The organism is Clostridium sp. DJ247 (assembly GCF_014231265.1).
On record NZ_JABAIW010000044.1, the window covers coordinates 1 to 17,821 of the forward strand.

18 protein-coding genes, 1 riboswitch and 1 other annotated feature are annotated in these 17,821 nt (G+C 31.2%); of the genes, 15 read left to right on the top strand and 3 right to left on the bottom strand.

What is annotated here, in order from left to right; translation table 11 throughout:
- The 4 genes from HGI79_RS16270 to HGI79_RS16285 all read left to right on the top strand — a co-directional run.
- Nucleotides 1–903 (top strand): dihydroxy-acid dehydratase (locus tag HGI79_RS16270; RefSeq protein WP_185651743.1); only part of this gene is annotated, 903 nt, incomplete at its 5' end.
- Between the two features lie 199 nt (nt 904–1,102).
- Nucleotides 1,103–1,561 carry a GNAT family N-acetyltransferase gene (locus HGI79_RS16275; protein ID WP_185651744.1) on the top strand — a complete coding sequence of 153 codons (459 nt, stop codon included), beginning with the start codon at nt 1,103–1,105 and terminating at the stop codon, nt 1,559–1,561.
- Nucleotides 1,562–1,724: 163 nt separating this feature from the next.
- Nucleotides 1,725–2,096, top strand: coding sequence for a VOC family protein (locus tag HGI79_RS16280; RefSeq protein WP_185651745.1), 372 nt, complete (start codon nt 1,725–1,727; stop codon nt 2,094–2,096).
- Nucleotides 2,097–2,125: 29 nt separating this feature from the next.
- Nucleotides 2,126–2,860, top strand: coding sequence for an MBL fold metallo-hydrolase (locus HGI79_RS16285; RefSeq protein ID WP_185651746.1), 735 nt, complete (start codon nt 2,126–2,128; stop codon nt 2,858–2,860).
- A gap of 33 nt (nt 2,861–2,893) precedes the next feature.
- Here the strand turns inward: HGI79_RS16285 and HGI79_RS16290 are convergent, their stop codons facing one another.
- The 3 genes from HGI79_RS16290 to HGI79_RS16300 form a co-directional block, all read right to left on the bottom strand.
- Nucleotides 2,894–4,450, bottom strand: coding sequence for a cell wall-binding repeat-containing protein (locus HGI79_RS16290; RefSeq protein ID WP_185651747.1), 1,557 nt, complete (start codon nt 4,448–4,450; stop codon nt 2,894–2,896).
- A 347-nt stretch (nt 4,451–4,797) separates the two neighbouring features.
- Nucleotides 4,798–5,691: a DUF2156 domain-containing protein gene (locus HGI79_RS16295; protein ID WP_185651748.1), complete on the bottom strand. Its 894-nt coding sequence runs from the start codon at nt 5,689–5,691 to the stop codon at nt 4,798–4,800.
- 179 nt (nt 5,692–5,870) lie between these two features.
- A complete protein-coding gene (locus tag HGI79_RS16300) occupies nt 5,871–6,434 on the bottom strand; it encodes a GNAT family N-acetyltransferase (RefSeq protein WP_185651749.1) in 564 nt (187 codons plus the stop codon).
- Between the two features lie 529 nt (nt 6,435–6,963).
- Between HGI79_RS16300 and nirJ1 the strand changes: the two genes are divergently transcribed.
- The 11 genes from nirJ1 (at nt 6,964) to aspS (ending at nt 17,804) form a co-directional block, all read left to right on the top strand.
- A complete protein-coding gene (gene nirJ1, locus HGI79_RS16305) occupies nt 6,964–8,148 on the top strand; it encodes a putative heme d1 biosynthesis radical SAM protein NirJ1 (RefSeq protein ID WP_185651750.1) in 1,185 nt (394 codons plus the stop codon).
- Nucleotides 8,149–8,158: 10 nt separating this feature from the next.
- Entirely contained in the window at nt 8,159–9,145 is a 987-nt protein-coding gene (gene nirJ2, locus HGI79_RS16310) for a putative heme d1 biosynthesis radical SAM protein NirJ2 (RefSeq protein ID WP_185651751.1), read from the top strand.
- 27 nt (nt 9,146–9,172) lie between these two features.
- Complete coding sequence (locus HGI79_RS16315; protein ID WP_185651752.1) at nt 9,173–9,664, top strand: AsnC family transcriptional regulator; 492 nt, start codon at nt 9,173–9,175, stop codon at nt 9,662–9,664.
- Nucleotides 9,633–10,109, top strand: a complete 477-nt coding sequence (locus tag HGI79_RS16320) for an Lrp/AsnC family transcriptional regulator (RefSeq protein ID WP_185651753.1) — start codon at nt 9,633–9,635, stop codon at nt 10,107–10,109. The genes HGI79_RS16315 and HGI79_RS16320 overlap by 32 nt, the downstream gene beginning before the upstream one ends.
- A 171-nt stretch (nt 10,110–10,280) precedes the next feature.
- Nucleotides 10,281–10,389: riboswitch (TPP riboswitch) on the top strand.
- 225 nt (nt 10,390–10,614) lie between these two features.
- Nucleotides 10,615–10,809: a sulfur carrier protein ThiS gene (thiS, locus tag HGI79_RS16325; RefSeq protein ID WP_185651754.1), complete on the top strand. Its 195-nt coding sequence runs from the start codon at nt 10,615–10,617 to the stop codon at nt 10,807–10,809.
- Nucleotide 10,810: 1 nt separating this feature from the next.
- Nucleotides 10,811–11,611: a sulfur carrier protein ThiS adenylyltransferase ThiF gene (gene thiF / locus HGI79_RS16330; RefSeq protein WP_185651755.1), complete on the top strand. Its 801-nt coding sequence runs from the start codon at nt 10,811–10,813 to the stop codon at nt 11,609–11,611.
- A 391-nt stretch (nt 11,612–12,002) separates the two neighbouring features.
- Nucleotides 12,003–12,767 (top strand): thiazole synthase, encoded by a 765-nt coding sequence (locus tag HGI79_RS16335; RefSeq protein WP_185651756.1) that lies wholly within the window; start codon nt 12,003–12,005, stop codon nt 12,765–12,767.
- Between the two features lie 11 nt (nt 12,768–12,778).
- Nucleotides 12,779–13,894, top strand: a complete 1,116-nt coding sequence (gene thiH, locus HGI79_RS16340) for a 2-iminoacetate synthase ThiH (protein WP_185651757.1) — start codon at nt 12,779–12,781, stop codon at nt 13,892–13,894.
- Nucleotides 13,895–14,275: 381 nt separating this feature from the next.
- Entirely contained in the window at nt 14,276–14,932 is a 657-nt protein-coding gene (locus HGI79_RS16345) for a thiamine phosphate synthase (protein ID WP_185651758.1), read from the top strand.
- Nucleotides 14,933–15,347: 415 nt separating this feature from the next.
- Nucleotides 15,348–15,668 carry a putative heavy metal-binding protein gene (locus tag HGI79_RS16350; RefSeq protein WP_185651759.1) on the top strand — a complete coding sequence of 107 codons (321 nt, stop codon included), beginning with the start codon at nt 15,348–15,350 and terminating at the stop codon, nt 15,666–15,668.
- A gap of 262 nt (nt 15,669–15,930) precedes the next feature.
- Nucleotides 15,931–16,191, top strand: a binding site (T-box leader).
- Nucleotides 16,192–16,496: 305 nt separating this feature from the next.
- Nucleotides 16,497–17,804: an aspartate--tRNA(Asn) ligase gene (gene aspS / locus HGI79_RS16355; RefSeq protein WP_185651760.1), complete on the top strand. Its 1,308-nt coding sequence runs from the start codon at nt 16,497–16,499 to the stop codon at nt 17,802–17,804.
- The last annotated feature ends 17 nt before the right edge of the window (nt 17,805–17,821 follow it).

Here is a 17,821-nt window from a genome sequence, read left to right on the forward strand (position 1 = left end):
GCCTTTAAAAATGCAATAGCAGTGGATATGGCCATGGCAGGATCAACAAATACAGTATTGCATTTACCTGCTATAGCTCATGAAGCAGGTATTGAATTTGATCTAAGTCTATTTGATGAAATAAGTGCTAAAACTCCTTGTTTAACTAAATTAAGTCCTAGTGGAAAACATCATATAGAAGATTTAGCTCTTGCAGGTGGAATTCCAGCAATAATGAATGAGTTATCAAAAAATGGACTTATATGTGAAAATGCCTTAACTGTAACAGGAAAAACAGTAGGAGAGAATATAAAAGATAAGGTTGTACGTGATAACAATGTAATTCATTCTATAGAGGCACCTTACAGCAACAAAGGTGGACTTGCTATATTAAGAGGAAACTTAGCTTTAGATGGTGCAGTAGTAAAAGAGTCAGCTGTAGCAAAAGAAATGCTTAAGCATCAGGGTCCAGCAAGAGTATTCAATTCAGAAGAAGAAGCTGTTCAATCAATATTTGGAGGAAAGATAAACAAAGGTGATGTGATCATTATAAGATACGAAGGACCAAAGGGAGGTCCAGGTATGAGAGAAATGCTATCTCCAACTTCTGCTATAGCAGGTATGGGATTGGATAAAGACGTAGCACTTTTAACTGATGGAAGATTCTCCGGAGCAACAAGAGGAGCAGCTATAGGCCACGTATCTCCAGAAGCTATGGAAGGCGGAATCATAGGACTTGTAGAAGAAGGGGATACAATTTCTATAGATATACCAAATAAGAAACTAGAAGTATTAGTTAGTGAAGAAGAGCTTGCAAAACGTAGAGAAAAATACGTTAAACCAGAACCTAAAATCACTAAAGGTTATTTAGGTAGATATGCAAAATTAGTTACTTCAGCTAACACAGGAGCAGTATTGAAGTAGAAACTCTCACCTAAGTATGGAAAAGTAAAACCTAATAGTGAGAAGTAATTTAAAATAAAGAAATTTAGTGTATTATACAAAAAGCCTGTTTCATAAAATGGATTCAGGCTTTTGTTTTAGGTATCTGAAAAAAATTACCCGTTAAATTGGCTAGTTATTTTTTTGAAGATGCCTTAAGGAATAGAAAGGAGTTTTGACGATGAAAGCATCTTTTACTATAAGAAAGGCACAACATAACGATATTGAAATGCTGGTTGAACTATTAAAGGTTCTTTTTTCTATTGAGGAAGACTTTGTTTTTGATGAAGAGAAGCAGAGACGAGGGCTTCGTATGATGCTTCAGGATCAGGATAACCGTTGTATATTCGTAGCGGAATTCGAACAGCATATTGTAGGAATGACTTCTGGTCAAATATTGGTTTCAACTGCTGAAGGTGGCATATCTGTTTTAGTAGAAGACGTAGTTATTGATGAAAATTATAGAAAACAAGGTATTGGAAGAGAACTGCTTAGTGCAATGGAAAGCTGGGCAGTTGAGAAAGGTGCTAAAAGATTACAATTGCTGGCGGATATTAACAATTCTTCGGCACTAGTATTCTACAAAAAGTTAAATTGGAGTAACACAAGGCTTACGTGCTTACAGAAAAAAGGTATTTGAAATTTAATAAGCTGAACATTAAACAATAGTATGCTTTTACATACTATAAAACAAAAAAGTTACTACTACTATTTTAAAAATTAAAGTTATATAATAGTTTTAATGATTATTATTGCAATAATCAAACTATGTAGTTATTTTTATATTCAAAGGAGTGTTTTTAATGAAATTTACTTTTGATCATAACAATATTAATGTATTAGATCTTGAAAAAAGTCTTAAATTCTATAAGGAAGCCTTGGGCTTTAGTGAAGTTAGAAGACATAATCATCCAAACGGAGATTTTATCTTAGTTTATTTAGAAGATGGTGTTACTAATTATTCACTAGAACTTACTTGGTTAAGAGATAGAAAAGAACCATATAATTTAGGCGATAACGAAATTCATATGGCTGTAAGAGTAGACGATTATGATGCAGCACATGAGCTTCATAAAAATATGGGCTGTATATGCTATGAAAATAATGAAATGGGTCTTTACTTTATTGCAGATCCAGATGGATATTGGACAGAAATTCTTCCAAATAAAAGATAATATTAGATTATAAGAAGGAAGGAAAAATTATGGATAATGTTAAAGCTAAAATTAACTATTTATATCATAGTGGATTTATAGTTGAAACAAAAACTCATATATTGATTTTTGATTACTTTAACCATAAAGGCGTTAGTGAAGAAATCAGTTTAAGCAGCGGAGTAATTCCAGATGAAGTTTTCAAAACTGAAAAAAACATAATAGTTTTTGCTTCGCATAGCCATGGAGATCACTTTAATCCCATAATTTTTGAATGGAAAAATATAAACTCTAATATTAAGTATGTGTTAAGTAGTGATATACAGCTAAAAGATACTTATCCAGAGAGCTATATTATTGCAGAAGGAAGTAGTTTAAATTTAGGAGCTGCTTTTATTAAGGCTTATGGGTCAACAGATCTAGGGGTTTCATTTCTCGTAAAAGTTGATAAATTGAATATATTTCATGCTGGTGATTTAAACTGGTGGCATTGGAAGGATGAAAGTGATGACTACAATGAAGAAATGGCTAAAGCCTTTAAACAGCAAATCAGCAATCTTAAGCATGAAAAGATTGATATAGCTTTCTTTCCCGTAGACCATAGACTTGAAGAATATTATTATTTAGGTGGAAAATACTTTATAGAAAACTTGGAACCTATGTTGTTTATACCTATGCATTTTGCAAATGATCCTACAGTTACAGAGGATTTTAAAAATAAATTTAAATGGCAACGTACAGAAATTGTAGAAATTAATAAAAGAGGGCAACAAATATTGTTTTAAAAAAACCACTCGGATACACCGAGCGGTTTTTTGCTAGTTCATACTTGCTTTTATAACATCTAATCTTTCTTTAAGTTTCTTTATATCTGTCTCACCACTGCTTAAATTATTAGCTTGGTCAACATTACTTGAATTAGTTTCCTCAAGTTTTTGAATAGTCAACTGAAGCTTGTTTACGTCTCCAGTACTAGCAGCGTCTTTTAGGGAATTAAAAATATCAATGTATGAGCTTATTAAATTAATAGCCTGATCTGAAGATTCTATATCCAAATTTATACTTTTTATATAATCTTCTTTTAAAAATTCTAAACCATTTTGAGCTTGTAAATTTGATGCTGAATCTCTTAGGGTAATCAAATCTTGCTTATAAGTTTCCACAGTAGCCTTACAATCATTGTAGATATTAATAAAGTTATCTAGCTCACTGAATAGCTGGCTAGGATCATCTGTATTTTCAAGGCTGCTCTCAGACATAACCTCATTTGAGATGTCCTCCATATACTTTGTAATACCTTTAGTTTTACTGATATAGCTTTCAGAATAGGACAGCAAGTTATCTATATAATTCTTTTCCTCTGGTGTTATATTGTCGGAACCTTTTAAAGAATATTCTACAGGAATATCTATGGAAGCAAAGCCCCCTAGTAAAATTATATTCTTAAAGCTCTTATTATCTATAAAGTCCTTTTGATTACTTATATCTTGTCCATTAGTAAGAAGTATCGGTGCATTAAGTTTAGATGCTAGTGCACTACCAGACAAAGCATCAGGAAAGTTTGTGCCATTAGCAAGCACTGCAGTATCAGTATCTGTACTAAAATACTCAGATATAGCTAATGAGGTTTCATATCTAGTGCTGCCAGCTAATTTTATGATGTTACTGCTACCTAATGAAGGAAGCAGTTTACTAAGTTCAGCAGTAACACCATCCCCCACAGAAGCATATCCTCCAACTATGTAAACTTTGCTAGGATTTATATTTTTAATCATATCTTTAGCTTCTGTTGATAAACTTGAATTTGATGTCATTATTATTGGATAGCCCTTTGAAGCTGCAATGCTAGAAACGCTAAGGGCATCAGCAAATCCATATGCATTTGCAATAACAATTGGAGTACCTTTTTCTACCTTCATAAAGTTCACGATGGATTTATTAGTATCAAATCTATCTTTTCCACCAAGTCTTACAAGGTTAGTATACCCAAGTGTTTTCATATGTTCTATAAACTCTTCGCTTACAGAGGCTGTTCCCCCTAATAAATATATGGTACCGCTTTTATCCAAGTTATTCTCTATGTATTGAATAGTATCTGTATTTTCACTTAAGTTGTTATTTGATAATACTATAGGCGCATTTAATTTTTTAGAAAGGACACTTCCTGCTAAGGCATCTGGAAAATCTTTTCCGCTAGCAATTATTACATTTTGTAATTTTTCACCCTTGTTATAACTGTTTGAAATACTAACAGATGTTTTATACCTGTCTGCACCATATAATCTTTCAACATTATAGCCACCTTTTGCGAGAGCTAAGCTAGTAAAGTTTACTGTAATAGCTGCTGCTGCAACTAAACTAAATACTTTTTTCAAATATATCACTCCTTCTTTAACTGTTATAATGGAATTATATCATACAAACTATAAAGTTTCATAGAGTAAGTACAGGAATACATGGGATAAGAAAACTATATTACTTATAAAATCCTAAAATAAATTTTACTTATAATGTAGCTAACTGCTAGGAGATGATAAGATAAAGTGAAACTTGAAGCAGATGGGAGTATTAGATCGGGTAGTCATGGGATAAACTAAATGTGAGAACTAAGTTTTACTTTATATAAAAGCACAGGAACACTAAGGCTTAAATTTTCTCAGTGTTCCTGTACTTTAACCTATATAAAGACTAATAAAAACATTCTATAATCATGTCTTTAGATTTATAGATTTACACAATATTTTTCCTCAAGTTTTATGGGATAATAAGATTTTTTTGCTTTTCTTAAGCCCTCAATTCCTAAATCCTGCTCTCTGTTAACATATTTTACTTCACTTAAATATCTTTCAACAAAAGTCTTATTGGTAAAGGCATATATTCCATTAATATTTGTTTTACCTTTTTCAATATGAACTATTGCCATATTATCATTTACACGCTCAGCAATAGTAAAAGCAGCTATTTCATTATCTACATAAACTGCCATACCTTTAAGATTTAATTCATCAGTATAATTTAATATTTCTTTTATTCCTTCTAACTCATAGGTTATATAGGTGCTGCCATCATAATTTTCATCATACCATCTTTCCGCCGCAAGAATACAATCTTCTATAACACCAGACTCTGAAAAATCTTTCACTAAATAATTGTAGTTTTTAATGAAATGGTTGTAATGATTTTTTTTGCTATGAAGCTTTTTACCTGATAAAGTCATAAGTTTATGGCTGCAATATATATAATCAAAGTTATCAACATCTTCTTCCACATGAGCTTCATCTCCATAGATATCTCTAAGATCATTTAGAAATGAATTTTCTACATCCTTGAAAAGATAATTCATCCTGTTCTCTTTTTTGTATATTTTTAATTCTTCAATTATATCTTTAAGGTTTTCTTTTTTATATCCAATAGGCTGCATAAAATGATATTTTTCTTTGAAATCTCTCTTTTTTATTATAAGTACATCATTATATATAGTATATTGAATATCACAACCCTTTCTCCAAATAAGTAGATTAGTAAAAGAATATTCACTAGTAGTAAACGGATAATCTCTTAAATACTTATCTAGAATTTGTTTATCATCAATAGTTATAGGATTAAAATTCAGCATAAATACTCTCCTTGTCCTATAAATTTATTTATAAAATAATTCTATAACAATTCAGATGAAACCCTATAAAATTTAATAAATATGTCAATTTAATTATATAACTTTATGTATAAATCAGAGAAGTATGCACTTTTTAGTTTTATAGTAACCAAAAGTATACTATAAAAGCTTGTAGAGATTTAGAGGTTATTTTTATGCATATCTTCCCACTCTTGACGAAGAATTCCATAAAGATACATATCATAGCGCTTACCATCTCTATGAATGTACTCTCTATATGTTCCTTCTCTTTTAAATCCTAATTTTTCATATAAGCTTATAGCTGGTTTATTATAGGATAACACTGTCAGTTGAATTCTATGAAGATTTAGTTCTTGAAATCCAAATTCCATAGTAAGATATAAGGCTTCATTACCAATGCCTTTTCCCCTAGAGTCAATATCTCCAATTCCTATATATACAATTGCTGTACCATTATTCCAAAGTATATTTTCAAAACCCGTTACCCCTACTAAGGTATTATCTTTAATGGATCTTACAGCAAAAATATACTTGTCATTGGATTTTTTAATGTTATGTAACATTTCTTTAAGTTGATCTTGAGACTTAGGAAACGCAGGAACAACGTCATAAAGTCTAAGAAACTCTGTATTATTGTACCAAGATTCAAATATATATAGATCATCATCTTTAAAAGAGCATAGTCTTATATGGGTTCCTGTAAGTAACCTGTTTATTAACACTGAAAAATACCTCCTTGCTGTAATATTTTTGTATATATAGAAATTAAAAATTACATAAACTATTATATCGTATAATAAATGTTTTTAGCAAATAGTAAAGAGGAAGTATACTTGAATCCATGGTAATAAAACTGACAAAATATACATAAAAATCATTTTATTTGTATATATTCTTTTATTATGCCTAATATGCAGTAAAGCCTACTTATATAGTATATGATTTAAATTATAAAATTGCGAAAAGTATAGCAAATATATATACAGTGCGTACCATAATTAAAGGGTATTCATTAAATATAGAAAAAATATTAAGAGGTATAAATGAAACTACGCCAGTCAAAGAATAAGTGGCAAAGCAACATAAATTATTGTGGTTGCTGGTATTTATAATAACTTGTTGGTATAATTTACATATATACTGTGAAAATTATAAATTGAAACTTGAATTAGATGGAATTTGTTTTACGACTTCAGGAGCTTAGTGCCGCTTATCCTAACTCTTGAAGAATATAATCAAGGAGCTATATGTATGATAGGAATAACAAAGCTATTATGTGGATCTGAAAATTTTGGGGATAAATTGCGCTATATCTCGGGTGCTGCTCAGGAAAAGTATGGAGTTAGTTCTGGAAAAGGTCCAGTAGTGGTTTGGAACTGTACTAGAACATGTAATCTTAAATGTATGCACTGTTATGCTGATTCTGATAGCAAAACATACCAAGAAGAACTCAGCACTGAGGAAGCAAAGGATTTCATTAAAGACTTAGGGGAGTTTAGGATACCTGTTATACTTTTTTCAGGTGGTGAACCTTTGATGAGAAAAGATATATTCAGCCTAATTGAGCATTCTAATACATATAATATTAGAAGTACTATTTCTACTAATGGCACTCTTTTAGATAAAGAAGTATGTGAAACATTAAATAAGTTAAATGTAGGATATGTTGGGGTAAGTTTAGATGGAATAGGTTCAAGGCACGATGAATTCAGAAAAACTAAAGGTGCTTTTGAAAAAGCAATAAAAGGAATAAGGAATTGCTTAGAGGTTAGACAAAAAGTAGGTCTAAGATTTACAATTAACCGTTATAATTACGATCAGCTAGGGGATATTTTTAAGCTTATTAAAGAAGAAAAAATACCAAGAGTATGCTTTTATCATTTAGTTTATTCAGGAAGAGGAAACGAAATGATAAAGGAAGATATAACAAAAGAAGAAACAAGAAACGCTATGGATTTTATTATTGAAAAAACTTTAGAACTTGGAGAAAATGTAGAAATTTTAACAGTAGATAATCATGCAGATGCTGTATATGTATACCTGCAAGCTTTGAAGAAACACCCAAACTTAGCTGAAAAAATTTTGCAGTTAATAAAGCTTAACGGTGGTAATAGGTCTGGTATGGCCTTTGCCAATGTAGATTATAACGGCAATGTTCATCCAGATCAATTTACCTGGAATCATACCTTTGGAAACCTAAGAGAAAATAAGTTTAGCCATATTTGGATGAACAGCCAACACGATATTTTAAGAGGTTTAAGAGATAGAAAGCCTTTACTTAAGGGACGCTGCAGTAAGTGTAAATGGATATCCCTATGTAATGGAAACTTTAGAGCTCGAGCGGAAGCTATAACCAGAGATTTTTGGGCATCAGATCCAGCCTGTTATTTAACTAATGAGGAAATTGGTATAAGCGACGAAATTGGATTGATTTAGGAGGGAAACAATGATAGTATCTTGGAACACCACTAATAAGTGTAACATGTATTGTGATCACTGCTATAGAAATTCTGGTTTAGAAAATGAAGGAGAACTTACAACAGAACAAGGAAAATCTTTATTAGAAGAAATTGCAAAGGCTGGTTTTAAAATAATGATCTTTTCAGGTGGAGAACCACTTATGAGAAAAGATATATTTGAACTTATAAGCTATGCTGATGAACTAGGTTTACGCCCTGTTTTAGGAAGTAATGGGACGCTTCTAACTGAAGAGAATGTAAAAAAACTAAAACAGTGTGGATTAAAAGCTGCAGGAATTAGTTTAGACAGTGTTGATGGAAATAGACACAATAAATTTAGAAAATGTGATAACGCATGGAGAGATACTTTGTTTGGAATGAAAAATTGTAGAAATATTGGACTGCCGTTTCAGATTCATACAACAGTTATGAAGTGGAATAAGGATGAAATTATTAATATGGCTAATTTTGCTGAGGCTATGGGAGCCCGTGCATATCACCCATTCTTCTTAGTTCCTACAGGCAGAGGAGAAAATATTGAAAATGAAATTTTGGATACTGAAGAATATGAACATTTATTATACTTGTTAATGAAGAAACAACAAGAAACTAGCATGGAGATAAAGCCCACTTGTGCACCTCAATTTATAAGAGTTGCAAAAGATATAGGCATGGAAACTAGATTTACTAAAGGTTGCTTAGCGGGAACCAGTTATTGTATTATAGATCCAAAAGGAAATGTTCAACCTTGTGCATATTTGAAGGAATTAGCCGGCAATGTTAAAGAAAGCCCCTTTAGCAAAATCTGGTCAGAGAGTAGTATATTTAATAAATTAAGGACTTTACAGTATGAAGGCAACTGTGGTATTTGTAAAAGTAAAAAAAATTGCGGTGGATGTAGGGCAAGAGCATCATACTATAATAGTGGAAACTATATGGCAGAAGATACTATATGTATTAACACAATTAAATAGGCAATATAAATTTATAGAGGTGAATTTATGGATGAACTAGACAGACTGCTGTTAAACTTATTGCAGAAAGGATTACCTATGGAGTCAAGTCCATTTTTAAAGTTAGCTAATGAACTTAATATTACTGAAGAAGAGGTTATAGCTAGAACAGATAAATTAAAATCACAAGGGTATATTAGAAGATTAGGCGGAATTGTTGATTCTAAGAAATTAGGTTATTACAGTACATTGTGTGCCATAAGTGTACCTGATGAAAAAATTGATAAAGTAGCTAGGATTATAAACAAGTTTAACGAGATAACACATAATTATGTTAGAAATTATTATTATAACATTTGGTTTACTATAATTGCACCATCTAAAGATAGAGTAGATGAAATTGTTAACAGTATAAAGGTTGAAAGTGAGTTAGAAAAAGTACTTACTTTACCGGCAGTTAGATTATTTAAAATTAACGCTACTTTTAATATGTTAAGGGAGATAGATGATGCTAAGCTTATTAGAAAAAAATATAGTTAAAAGATTATCTGGAGATATTCCTTTATGTAATGAACCTTATAAGAAATTAGCTGAAGAGCTTGGAATTACTGAAGAAGAGTTGTTAGCTAACATAAATACCTTACATCATAGGGGTATTATAAAGAGGATAGGTGGGGTGTTATTTCATAGGGAAGCCGGATTTAAAGCCAATGCTATGGTTGTATGGAAAGTTCCAGGAGAAAGGATAGAGCACATTGGAAATTTAATATGTTCTTTTAGTGAAGTAACACATTGCTATGAAAGGCAAACTTATGAAGATTGGCCATATAATTTATTTACTATGATACATAGCGAGAGTAGAGAAATATGTGAAAATGTTATTAAAAAAATAGCTGATGTTATTAAGATAACAGATTATAAAATTTTATATAGTACAAGAGAATTAAAAAAAAGTAGTATGAAATATTTCGTAGAAGAGAAATAACTATTCTAACACGCATTTATGGTTCCTGCAGGTCAACTTAAAGAGTATAGTTAAGAGGGATATTTTTATGTAACAAATCCATATAGATGAATTTTAACCAAATGAAGCCTGACATGGTTATTGATTTTATTTTTGAATTATGATAAATTGAATTTATAAACCTGTAAAAATTTAATAGCTAAGGGGAGTCTATACTAATAGGCTGAGAGTGGAATGTTATTCCTTACCCTCATAACCTGATTTGGGTAATGCCAACGTAGGGAGAGAATGGATGTTTTTGTGTTATGCTTATTTTTAGTAACACAAAATTTGGTCTTATTTAGAATTATGAGGGAAGCACTTTTTTGCTTCCTTTTTGTTTTTTATCCATTTTATACCTAGAACAAGAGGTTCTCTTTAATTAGCGAAGGTATTAGTGCCAGTTTGCTATGGTATAAACTAACTTAAGAAGTTAGCTTTAAGAAATTTTGCATAAGTTTTACTTCATAGGAAAGAAGGTGAGAAAATGATTATAAATGGAGAAGCTATAAATTTTAAGGGTGGAATCACTATAACTGAAATGCTGGAAGAATTGAAATTAGATTCAAATAAGGTGGTAGTAGAAGTAGATTTAGAAATAATAAATAAAGATGAATTTTCAGTAAAAATATTAAGCACTGACTCTAAGGTTGAAATAATTAGATTTGTTGGAGGCGGTTAACATGAATATTTTCTTAAATGAGAGAAAAACAGAAGTAGAGCAGAATACTACAGTTTTTCAATTAAGAAGTATGGTTAAAGAAGATGCTGATATAGTTGTGTATAATGGCTTTATCATAAAAGAAGATTATGTATTAAATGAAAATGATAAGGTAGTATTTATAAAAAAAGGAGAAATACCTAAGCTAGAAGACATGGAAGCCATGCTTTTAGCAAGACATACACCTTTTGTTCATAACAAAATAAAAGAATGTAGTGTAGGTATTGCAGGACTTGGAGGACTTGGGTCAAATGTGGCTGTATCTCTTGCTAGAGTAGGAATTGGAAGGCTTGTATTAGTAGATTTTGATGTTGTGGAACCTAGTAATTTAAATAGACAACAATACTTTATTAAGCATTTAGGAATGAAAAAAACTCATGCTTTAGAACAAATAATAAGTGATTGTAATCCATTTGTTAGAGTTGAAAAGAAAGATGCATTTTTAGATGAAAATAATATTATAGATATTTTCAAAGATGTGGATATAATAGTAGAAGCTTTTGACAACCCTGTTTCTAAAGCTGTATTAGTAAATACGGTTTTAAGTAAAATGAAAGACAAAAAAATCATAGCAGCTTCAGGTATGGCTGGATATTTTTCAAGTAATACTATTGCCACGAAAAAGATAAAAGATAACTTTTACTTAATAGGAGATGGAGAAAATGAGGCCAAGCCGGGGTGTGGTCTTATGGCACCTAGGGTTGCTATTGCTGCAAATCATCAAGCAAATGCGGTTTTGAGAGTTATACTTGGTGAAGAATAACGTAATAAAATATTATAGGGGGATAGAGCGAAAATTTAACTTATACGACCGGATATATTACCATGTTTCGTCACGTTAAATATTTTTAATTAGTCTAAAGCTCGAATTTAAGCAGAGAGCCAAAATCTGTGATTTTGTGCGAATCGCTTACTCCTCTGACCAAAGGAAGAGGAGTTTTATAACAATGCAAAAGAACTTTGATAAACTCGTACCTCAAACATATCTAAAGTTCTAAGATTTTTCTCAAATTCGAGCTAAGACTAATAAAAAACATTTAAATGTGACTTCAACATTGGTAATATATCCCTATGTATAAGTTAAATTTTCACCGAGAATCCCTACAATATATTATTTTGAAAATAATAAAAATATGTTTTGGAGGTCTAATAATATGGAAAAATTAAAAATAGGAGAAACCGAACTTAATAGTAGACTATTTGTGGGAACAGGAAAGTATTCATCAAATAATGTAATACCAGAGGTTTTAAAGAGTTCTGGTGCTCAGGTTATTACTGTGGCTTTAAGAAGGGTAGATTTAAACTCTAAGGATGAAAATATATTGAATTATATTAGTAAAGATATTATCTTGCTTCCAAATACCTCTGGAGCTAGAAATGCTGAAGAGGCTGTGAGACTTGCAAGATTAGGAAGAGCTGCAGGATGTGGTAATTGGGTTAAAATAGAAGTTATTTCTGACAATAAATATCTTCTTCCAGATAACCTAGAAACCATAAAAGCTACAGAAATTTTAGCAAAGGAAGGCTTTGTAGTTCTTCCATATATGAATCCAGATTTAATGGATGCAAAGAGATTAGTGGATGCTGGGGCAGCTGCGGTCATGCCTTTAGGAGCACCTATTGGAACTAATAGAGGGATAAGAACCAAGGAAATGATAAGAATTTTAATTGATGAGATAAGCTTGCCAATAGTTGTAGATGCGGGTATAGGTAGACCATCTGAAGCTACTGAGGCTATGGAGATGGGTGCAGATGCTGTACTTGTTAACACAGCTATAGCAACTGCAGGTGATCCTGTACTTATGGCTGAAGCTTTTTCATTAGCTGTACAGGCTGGTAGAAAAGCTTATGTATCTAAGCTGGGAGCTCAAAGAGAATATGCAGAAGCATCATCTCCTCTTACTGGGTTCTTAAGATAGGAAGTGAAAGAATGAGTTTTTATGAAAAAATAAAAGAATATAAGGGTTTTGCTTTCCATGACTATTTTGAAAGAGTTACGGACAGCCAAATTGAAAGAGCTATTGCAAAAGATAGAATTAATGAAGAGGACTTCTTAGCACTGTTATCACCAAAAGCTGAAAACCATTTAGAGGCTATGGCTCAGAAAGCACATGATATTACATTAAGAAATTTTGGGAAAAGCATAGTCCTATATACACCTATGTATCTTGCCAATTACTGCGAAAATAAATGCGCTTACTGCGGTTATAATGTAGAAAATAAAATTGCAAGAAAGAAACTTACTTTTGAGGAAGTAGAGAAGGAAGCAAAATCAATAGCAGCTACTGGTATTAAGCATATTATAATTCTTACAGGAGAATCATCTTATCATACACCGGTATCTTATATAAAAGATTGTGTAAAAATATTAAAAAAATATTTTAGCTCTATATGTATTGAAATATACCCATTAGAACAAAAAGAATATGAAGAACTTATAGAAGCAGGAGTAGATAGTCTTACAATTTATCAAGAAACATACAATGAAGAAGTTTATGATAAAGTACATTTAGCTGGACCAAAAAAGAATTATAAATATAGATTAGATACTCCAGAGAGAGTTTGTAAAGCAAAAATACATTCCGTAGGAGTAGGTGCACTTTTAGGACTTTATGAATGGAGAAGTGAAGCGTTTTTTTCAGGGCTGCATACTGCTTACATACAGGATAAATACCCAGCTGTAGAAATTAGTATGTCTGTTCCAAGGATAAGACCACATGCAGGAAGTGCTATTGATATTTATGAAGTATCAGATAAAAATATAGTACAAGTTGCTTTGGCTTATAAAATATTTCTTCCAAGAGCAGGTATAAATATTACTACTAGAGAAAGAGCAGATTTTAGAGATAACTTCATACCTCTTGGAGTGACAAAAATGTCTGCAGGAGTTTCTACAGAGGTTGGTGGACATTCTGCTGAAGATAAAGGAGAAGGACAATTTAATATTGCAGATGGTAGAAGTGTTGAAGAAATTAAGCAAGCAATAACTAAAAAGGGGTATAATCCAGTGTTCAAAGATTGGGGAGCACTAAACACTGGAATGTAGGGTTCATGCAGGTCAACTTAACTTATACGACCGAATATGTTGCCAAACTTCAGCACGTTAAAAACTTTTAATCAGTCTAAAGTTTGTGTTTAAGCAGAGAGCCAAAATCTGTGATTTTGTGCGAATCGCTTACTACTCTGACGAAAGGAAGAGTAGTTTCATAATAGATTTAAAAGAACCTTATATAAACTTGTTGCACTCAAACATATATAAGGTTCTAAGATTTTCTAAAACACTTCACTAAGACTGATAAAAAGTTTTTAAATGTGCTTTCAGTTTTGGCAACATATTCCTACGTATAAGTTAAGTTTCAAGTCTGGAACCCTATAAGTTTACACAGAGAAATCCTATATAAACATTAAAGGAGTAAGTTATACAAACATGTTTGAGTTAAAAGGTAATGGTAGAATTTATGTGGTTACAAATAGGCATTTGATAAAGCAAGGAAATATTTATGATGTAGTGGAGAAGTGTGCATCAAAAGGAGCCCATGGTTTATTTTTAAGGGAAAAGGATTTATCTTATGACGAATTGAAGGAAATGGCTGAAGGAATAAAAAAGATAACGGATAACTATGGTATACCATTGATTGTAAATGGAAATTTTCAAGTAGCTAAAGAAATAGGGGCCTATGGGTTTCATATAGGTTTCAACGGTTTTAGGAGTATGATATCTAAAGGTGAGCTACAAATGGAAATTAAGAAGAAAGACTCTTTTAATAACAAAGAGAAGTACATGAGTAAAATAGATTCTAATAGCATAAACAATAATATAGTAGGAGTTTCAGTTCATAAGTTGGAGGAAGCTGTAGAAGCGGAAAAATTAGGTGCAGATTATTTAATAGCAGGTCATGTATTTGAAACTAATTGTAAGCCCGGACTAGAAGGAAGAGGAATTGGCTTTATTAAAGAAATTTGTCAGAATGTTTCTATACCGGTTATAGCTATAGGTGGAATAAATCATCATAATTACAAAGAAATTTTGCTATCTGGTGCTCATGGTGTGGCCATTATGTCATTAGCTATGTCAATAGTATGAAACATAGCTATTAGACAGTTACTTATAGTGTAAAACTAGAAAATAAACATAATAATGATAAATGAAGAATATAAGCTTATATTCTTCATTTGTTAAATCTCGAAAACAATATATATAATATACAAAATAATGTACAACTATGGTAATATGTGCTAAAATATGACACATAAACCTTTAGTAAGTTTATAAATGTACATATATTTATAATTCTTAATAGGATAATTACCTAGTATATTTATTTTATAATGTATATGCATTTATATTTTTTGGAAAGCTAGTTGATGAAGACTAAAGGCTTCTGAACATTTTTATAAAATAACATAGAAAAGATAAAGTTAACAATATAATTCACACAAAACAATACTTTTATATCTTCTTAATAGATTAATACTAAGAGATAAAAGGGAGGATTATTATGATTATTACAACAACAACACAAATAGAAGGTAAAAAAATTACTGAATACAGAGGAATAGTCTTTGGAGAAGTTATTACTGGAGTAAATTTTGTAAAAGACTTTATGGCAGGCATCAGAGATTTAGTAGGTGGAAGATCACGAACCTATGAAGATGAACTTGTTGAGGCGAGAACCCAAGCACTTCAGGAGCTGGAGCAAAGAGCTAGAGATTTAGGTGCAAATGCAGTAGTAGGTGTAGATATAGATTATGAAGTTTTAGGTCAGGCAGGAAGTATGCTTATGGTTACAGCATCAGGAACAGCTGTTGTTACAGATTAGTAGGAATACTTTAATTATATATATAAAAGCCAGTAAAAGGTATTTTTTAAAAGCTTGTAAGTAAATAATAATATATGAAAAACACAAATGTAATAAAAAAATTAAATTTATAATAAATATCCTATAAATTGATATAATATTATAAAACTGAAAATAAAATTAAGTTACTAAAATAAAATAGAAAAAAGTTTTGGAGAATCATCAAAAACATGTTGACTTATATATATACCAATATTATAATAAGAGCATAAATTTAAACTGTTTAAAAGCAATGACAGGGAGAGTAAATATAATCAAGATTAAAAGCGAGTCTGGAAAGGTGAAAGCCAGGTATTGAGGTTATATGGAAGAACACCCTCGAGTATTTAACCGAAATTTTTAAAAGAGTAGGCTTAAACGTTATGTCCAGCGTTACATGGACTGGGTATGTATAAACATAAATTATTTTATTATGTTATCTGTACTGATGAGATGAGCTTAAAGCTAATTTAGGGTGGCACCGCGGAATGTAACCGTCCCTATACCGAAGGGTATAAGGAGGGTTTTTTTTATTTGTCTAATGTTTTTAGTGGTGGTAACTCTAAAAAGCTATCTTATACGGAATATGTTGATATTATTTATGTTTTTAGAACTCAAAGAGTGAGCTATTAGCTAAAATGGGTGGCACCGCGGAAATATTATCCGTCCCAGTATCGTCAAAGATACTAGGGCGGATTTTTATATGCTCAAAATGTAGTTTCAGAGAACACATTATCCGTAGAGTTTCTTATAATATTTTTGTTGGAGCAGCGGTTACATAAATAATTATAATAATTAGGAGGTAAAAATATGGAAAATATAGTAGAGAGAGTTGAAGAAAGAGTTTATGTGGAGGATGTTAACAAAGTTGAATTTGATGAGATTTTAGTAAGAGGTTGGATACATAAAATCCATGACATGGGTAAGTTTGGATTTGTTCATCTTAGAGATAAAACAGGAATAATTCAACTTGTGGTTGATAAGGAACAACTTAAAAATTTAAGATTAGAGATGAGTATTGAAGTAATAGGAAGTAAGGTTGAAAATGCTAAGGCTCCAGGTGGAGTAGAAATACAAGTTAAAGAATTAAAAGTTTTAGGAAACACTTATTATGATATGCTTCCAATACCAGTTAATGATTTTAAGAAGAAAGTACATTTAGAAACTCAATTAGATCATAGAGCTATAAGTCTTAGAGCACCAAAAGCTAGAGCTGTTTTTAAGGTTCAAGAAGAAATAGTTACAGCTTTTAGAGATTATTTAAGAGCTAATAAGTTTTCAGAAATTCATACACCAAAAATTATAGCATCTGGTACTGAAGGTGGTTCTGAAATGTTTACTGTAAACTACTTTGAACGTAGAGCATTTCTAGCTCAAAGTCCTCAGTTTTATAAACAGATGATGGTAGGTGCAGGTTTTGAAAGAGTATTTGAAATAGCTCCAGCCTATAGAGCAGAGCTTCATAATACTTATAGACATCTAAATGAATATATAAGTCTTGACCTAGAGATGGGATTCATAGAAGATGAAAATGATATTATGGACGTAGAAGAAGGCTTTATAAGATATATGTTTGAACATCTTAAGAAGACTTGTGAAAAAGAACTTCAAATATATAATATAAATTTACCTGAAAAAGTAGAAATACCAAGAATCGCACTAGCAGAAGCTCAAAGAATACTTTTAGAAGAGTTTGGAAAGAAATCACCAGTAGGAAACATTGATGCTGAGGGAGAAGCAATTTTTTCAAAATATATAAAAGAAAAATATGATAGTGATTTTGTATTCTTAACAAAATATCCAGTAGCAAAAAGACCTATGTATGCTATGCCTGATGATGAAGGAATGACAAAAAGCTTTGACTTAATATACAAGGGCTTAGAAATAACAACAGGTGGTCAGAGAATTCACGATTATGAAATGCTAAAGGAAAATATAAGAAAATTTGGTTTAAATCCTGAAGATTTTGGATTCTATATTGAAAGCTTTAGATATGGAATGCCGCCACATGGAGGATTAGCAATAGGTTTAGAAAGAATAACAATGAAAATTCTTGGACTTGACAATATAAGAGAAGCAACATTACTTCCTAGAGATATGAAGAGAATAGAACCATAGGATTTTTAAGAGGAGGA